Below are 6,289 nucleotides of genomic sequence, written 5' to 3'. Positions count from 1 at the left end.
CTAGGGGCACCTTTTATCCAGATATCGGACTGGTATACTGCTATCAAGCGAGCTTGAGCACGCCTGTACGCATGCTGGTAGAGCTGATGGTAGAACATATCAAAACGATCACCGTCAGCGGCTTTTCTCGCACAAAACGATGACGCAGCATGATCCGCAAGTTAAAGTCGAACTCGCGATATATCCGATGGACGCACCTGTGTTCCGATATGATCAGCGCTTGTCTAAGCTTAATTAATTCTGCAGTAAAGATCGATGATTTAATTTTCAAGACTTTTTGTCTCAATTAGATTAATTACCTTATCTATTCGACGTCTAAGTTCATAGCATTCGTATGCGTTGAATAAAGTGAGAGCAGTTAGCCCTCCTAATATCGTAACAGTGCCACGTGGCATATCAATCAACATACATATCAATGTTGCTCCGACTATGGCAATGATCGCTGCACGTACACGGCTCTGACTTCCAAGCATATTTTCTCTTACGTCATCTATTTTTGTCACTATTGACACACCTGAGGCAATATCTTGATATTTAGTTTTTTTCAAAATTATACTCCTATCAACTTATAATTAAATTTAATTTTCCGAAAGATTGAGAAAATTTTCCAATTGATGATTAATTTTTTAATATTATTTAATGAGTTGGAGTTGTCGTTTAAATTACTTAACCATTAATTTTCAAGATATTAAAATAAAACAATTCTTATTGATGGTGCAGTGAATCGCATTAAATATTCGATTGACTAATTCCAACAAATTTAAGAGATATATTCGCATGGTAAATTATAGCTGATTACGCAGCTACCTCTATCGATGGCGAACCATGTGATTCTAACTCTACAATTTTCCCGTGTGATAACTCAACTACTCGTTGTGCCGTGCGAATGGTTTCCTCTCGATGTGCAATGATGATACGAGTTAAGCTGAGATTTGATAGTGAATTACTAACTATTGATTCGTTGTGTGCATCGAGATGGCTTGTCGCCTCATCTAGCGCAAGCACCTTTGGCTGTTTATAAAGTGCTCTCGCCAGCAGGACTCGCTGTTTCTGTCCCCCGGATAAACTGCTACCCATATCGCCCACCAAAGACTGATATCCCATAGGCATCTTGATAATTTCATCGTGGATTGCTGATATTTTGGCACTTTGTTCAACTCTGTGAATGTTGTTAAAAGAATCAAAAAAGCTGATATTATCGAAGAGCGAACCCGAGATTAGTACATCGTCTTGCATCACGGTTCCGATCATTTCACGATAGCGACGTAGACCAAGCTTATTGATGGGGATGTCATCAATGTAGACCTCCCCCTCTGTCGGACTAAGCAGTCCTAATATAATCTTACAAAGCGTTGTTTTCCCACAACCACTGGGTCCCACTAGGGCGATGCTCTGTCCAGCTGGAATATGTAGATTAACGTCGTTTAGCACCCATGATTCGCCTTCGGCATAACGAAATTTTATATTCTTGAGGGTGATGTTAGGCTGAACCCGGTCTATATCCGTCTCAGCATAAATCTCTTTTTCGGGTGATTCGAGAACGATATCAGATAGTCTTTCCATGTGGAGGCCTAGCATCCTGACGCTTACGAAAAGATCTATCAAGCTAAATATGCGCCCAGAGAACGTACCTGCATAGCTGGTGAAAGCCATCAGCATGCCAACTGACAGGGATCGGTTCATAACTAGACCTGCACCGATGTAGAACATCGTGAGGCTCTGTACTCCAGAAATTGCGATATTGCTGATTTTAAAAACAATACCTAATTTTTGAGTCTTCACATCGCGATTAATAACATCCTGCTTTAGATTTTGCCAGCGCGATATACGCTCTACTTCTCGACCGAAAAGCTTGAGGGGAGTAATAGCACGTATTGTTTCCAAAAAATAACTATTTTCTTTCGATGAAAGTATCAGCCGCTCTCTAGATGCCTCGCGCATTGGTTGATAGAATATCCATCGCAACATAGCATATAAAGTTACTGCCACCAGTACGAACCAACTAAGCTTAGAGCTATAAACAAACATCATTGCTAGCGCAAGTAGCGCCATTAAACCATCCAGTACACTCTCGACGAATAAGCTCGTCAACGTACTTTGAATCGTTGAAATACTACCAAAACGCGAAACGATATCACCTAAATGTCGCTTCTCAAAAAATGAAACCGGAAGGCGGATCAAATGCGAAAAAACCCGCGTTGACCACTGAAAACCAATATCTATGCTCCACCGCATCAGGAACCAACTTCGTGCCAGTCCGATTGCCGTCTGGGTTACCAGCAGGAGTCCAAATCCAAACACAAGAACATTAAGCAAATCAGTGTCGCCACTGACGATTACTTCATCCACGACAAACTGATTGAATAGCGGTGAGACTATCGCAAAGACCTCCAGCGTCAGTGCCAACAAAAATATCTGAACAAGTGCCCGGCGCAATCCTATGATATTGCCAGTAAGATCTTGAATGGCGATACGTTTGCTTTCTTGTTTTCTTATGAAGTCCGTATTGGGTGCCAATTCCAGGGCTACTCCAGTGAAATATTTCGATACCTCCTCAAGCGTCAAATTGCGCTCACCGACTGCTGGGTCGAATAAGCGTACTATGGTCTTGCCATTGAGCCGGGTCTTGATATCCCTCAGTACGACAAAGTGATTAAGATTCCAATGTAGGATACAAGGTAGTTGCAACTTATGCATCTCTTCAATTTCCAGTCGCAATGGTCGTGCAGTCATATTTATCGAAGCAGCATGACGCATGATCTGGGACAGCGTGGCTCCCTTGAGGCTAATCGAAAATCGACTCCTAAGTTCCGAGAGTTCTATGAAATGACCGAAATGGTTGGCGATCATAGCTAGGCACGCCAACCCGCATTCGCTCGACTCGCTTTGTAGAACCAATTTCATGTGTTATTTGCCTAAACTTTATTTAGATAATTTTTTAAAAATCAAAATTGATGAAACATCGGCACTGTAGATAGTAAACAACAGCAATCGCCTATCATTTTTGGAAGAACAGTGATACAGAATTTCAGAGCAATATTCTATTTTTTAATTATTAAACGCACTCAAATTTACGATTTTTATCTAACAATAGCGAGAATAGGATCAAAAATCCACTCCCATATCTTCCGGTTCTCTTGAATAATATCCGCATCCAATGTCATGCCAGGTTTTAATAATTGCTCGTGACCATAGGCGGTAATACTCTGTTTATCAATTTTCACCTTGACTCGATAAAGCGCCTCACTGGTATTCGTTCCTATGGCGCTTTGTTGCACATTGCTAAGGATTGTGCTTGCTAGATTGTTCGGAAGTTCGCTTGGTGCGAATGGCGTCTTACTTACTGCGGTCACCATGCCGCGCTGCAACCCAAACTTTTGATAAGGATAGGACTGGTAACGCAACAACACAATCTGACCTGGGGCAACAAAACCAGCTGTTCGACTCGGTGTATAAAGATGTACTTCCAAATCGTCGCCGAGGTTTCTTTTGTTGGGATTGCGTATGAGGGTTGCCAACGCTTGCCCGGTATTAACTGCCTGTCCTTGTTCATAAACCAACGTTGTGACTGTGCCTGCGTAGGAGGCTACGATCAGATTTTGTTTCCGATTTTGGTTCTCCGCAATCTCTTGTTTCAGGTTCGCCGCCGAAGATTCAAACTGTGCTAAATCCGCGCTCAAAGAATTAGACAAAGCTTTCCGATCGGCCTCCATACTCAAACGGGAGGCTTCCAGCTGCACCCTAGTTCTCACCAGTGTGGAAAGGTGGGAGTCGATGTCTATCAGTTCCTCTTGTCGCTGCTGTATTTGTGCCGAGGAAACAAAGCCGTTGTTTTGCAAAGTTTGATAATTGTCGACGGTTTTTTGTGCCAAGCTTTTTCGTCGATTTGCCAAACCGATTTCTTGTTCAAGTTGGATGGTCTCGGCACGAAGATTTTGAATTCGTTCATCAATAGCGTGACGTTTTTCCTCAGTTTGAGAAATCCGAACACGCCGCTCCGATTCTATAGTCTGTTGACGAATCGCGAGTTGTTGTGATACCAACTCAGTGATTTCTCCTCCATCGCCTTGACGTTCTGTTGATAGCTCAAATAGAGGTTGCCCCGCCTTGACCCGATCGCCTTCCTTGACAAAACTACGCGTTAGAACGCCCGCATTCGGGGCGAGAATACTTAAACTTCCACTACTTGGCACAGTAAGGCCTGCGACGCGGGCCTTTTTTGTCACACTACCTAACGTCACGAATGAAAGGAGTATTGCTGTCAAAACTAACGCAATGCAAGCGATGAACCATCCTGATATTGGTTGTGCCACCCGTATCGCTCCAAGTCCTCGGCTGCCCTGTGCCGCGATGATTTCGCTTCGAAATAAGGACTTCTCGGGCTCCAGGTTGGAGTTCTTATACGCTGATTTCATTATACTTTAGGAAATTATCCGTATTTTATTTTTGATGATATATATGATTTTTTAAAATTGAAAAAATAAAACTATTTTTTTCCAGCATATTGCGTAACCAATATTTATTATTTTTTTAAATAATTTAACGAAATGAGGGTTGCGGTTAATTATCAAAATACTGTGATGATACCTTTACCCCCATTTTTTTTAGTAGCGCTACGATACCGTGCGGTCCGCCAAGATGGGTAGCGCCTACAGCAACAACATCGCATTCGCCGAGATTTAGTGCCCGGGTGTAAATATTTTGAGCAAAGCCAACATTCCGAGAACGTATGTTGATCTCGTCATAATAGTTAAAGAGCGATTCATTTGATCCGAATGCTGCATGTACTTCTTTATATGCGTCCTCATAGTTTGTGGAAGGAACATACTGCTGAGCCATGTGTTTTGCTAATTCACGTTGGCATTCTTTGCATTTTGATAGCTCTAAACTTTTTTTTAAATAATCTGACCATTTTTCTTGCGTCATATTTAAAGAGGATTTTTCTATTGCGTCCAGATCTTCGATGGATCCCAATTTTAGATTGTGTTGCATGGCAAAATTAAGAAGGCTCGCATCGATAGAATAATCTGGGCGCATGGTTGCTGGAGGATGATCCTGATCAACCGTGGGGACTATCCAAAGAAGGGTACCCAAAGCCTGATCCGAAAGATTGTTTAGTCTGTTAGTGAGCAGGGAGTTCCATGATAAAGCAACAGTTACTTCATCTGCGACTGACTGGCCGTGCCGTTGAACTAGAGTTCGACCAGTGTTATTCAGCATGGTGGCGCGCATAGTTTTTATAGCAGCTTCGCGTTCACTTGGTAATACTTCTACACACAATGAATTTGCAGCTGCTAGGGTCTGCGCGGCTGAATGATCGTATATGTTCAATGGGGCTGTATGATTACTTCCGACCAATAGGATACTTCTATTTTCATTGCTAATTTTCAATATAGGGAAATTTGGAACGGGTTGTGCCTGACTTAGATTGGATAAAGTTAGTAATGCTAGAACAATGCAAAAATTGGCGATTTTTTTCAAAACAACTACCCAGAGAATGTTTTTAATTAAATTGATTCTAATGGTGATGCATATTTTCATAAGGCAATATGATATTTTTTAAGTATCACCATACTTATTATTCAATATAATTCAATAAATTACGGATCAAATATGTAGCAACTTCGAAAAAATAGAAGCCGAGCGGCCATGTGAATAAACCGCGCGGCTGAGAAATATTTTCTTAGCGCGTGTTAGATGTAAACGTTGCTTTCGCACCATCTGAGACCGTGCTCGCCACATAGGTTCCGGCTGCGCCTGCCGCAAGGACGCAACCTGGCGTCCCAACACCAGCAGTTGCAGCCTCGCAACCAGCGAGAACAATCATACCAGCAGCGGTTCCGACGATAGCTCCGATTGCGTTCCCCAAGTTATTTCCGGCTGCGTATTCGTCTCGCGCAGCTTGAACATCCGCCTGAGTTGCTGTAATTGTTACCACTTGCATGTCACCGCTGCCGCCGGAACTTTCACCACCGTTCCAGAACTCCTCATCCATTTCGAGAGTACCACCTGATACAGCAAACATTTCAGACGAATTAAGTACGCGCATCTTTAACTCCGTTTTTAAAAATTAAATTAACTTACCATTATTTAGATGGCATTATTATTTTGCGAAAATTTATATTGCCTGTCAAATATTTAATTTGCATTACAAATTGTCCATGTTTATTAAATGAAACCACTATCAACGTAATGTCTGTTAAAGGAAAATATGCTAGTGCATTGAGTTTTTCCACGTCATCCTATTTATTATGGCGACTTCACGGGTGCCTCGAAAAACCTCGACTAA

The 6,289-nt window shown here is 42.0% G+C and carries 5 protein-coding genes; all 5 read right to left on the bottom strand.

Features of this window, described 5'->3' with window-relative positions:
- Positions 1-260 precede the first annotated feature (260 nt).
- The gene (locus ACL9RI_RS27525; protein WP_422729632.1) at positions 261-548 is read right to left on the bottom strand and encodes a hypothetical protein; all 288 of its coding nucleotides are present in this window, start codon (positions 546-548) and stop codon (positions 261-263) included.
- A 247-nt stretch (positions 549-795) separates the two neighbouring features.
- Positions 796-2,904 (bottom strand): peptidase domain-containing ABC transporter, encoded by a 2,109-nt coding sequence (locus ACL9RI_RS27520; protein WP_422729631.1) that lies wholly within the window; start codon positions 2,902-2,904, stop codon positions 796-798.
- Between the two features lie 176 nt (positions 2,905-3,080).
- The gene (locus tag ACL9RI_RS27515; RefSeq protein ID WP_422729630.1) at positions 3,081-4,415 is read right to left on the bottom strand and encodes an HlyD family secretion protein; all 1,335 of its coding nucleotides are present in this window, start codon (positions 4,413-4,415) and stop codon (positions 3,081-3,083) included.
- Between the two features lie 145 nt (positions 4,416-4,560).
- On the bottom strand, positions 4,561-5,541 hold the full coding sequence (locus ACL9RI_RS27510; RefSeq protein WP_422729629.1) for a TraB/GumN family protein: 981 nt from the start codon (positions 5,539-5,541) through the stop codon (positions 4,561-4,563).
- A 142-nt stretch (positions 5,542-5,683) separates the two neighbouring features.
- The gene (locus tag ACL9RI_RS27505) at positions 5,684-6,049 is read right to left on the bottom strand and encodes a hypothetical protein (protein ID WP_422729628.1); all 366 of its coding nucleotides are present in this window, start codon (positions 6,047-6,049) and stop codon (positions 5,684-5,686) included.
- Positions 6,050-6,289 lie beyond the last annotated feature (240 nt).

It is taken from the genome of Janthinobacterium sp. Mn2066, from assembly GCF_049319705.1.
In the GTDB taxonomy this organism is placed as follows: domain Bacteria; phylum Pseudomonadota; class Gammaproteobacteria; order Burkholderiales; family Burkholderiaceae_D; genus Janthinobacterium.
Note: the sequence above shows the minus strand (reverse complement) of the source record. Positions and strands in the feature narration are given on the sequence as shown.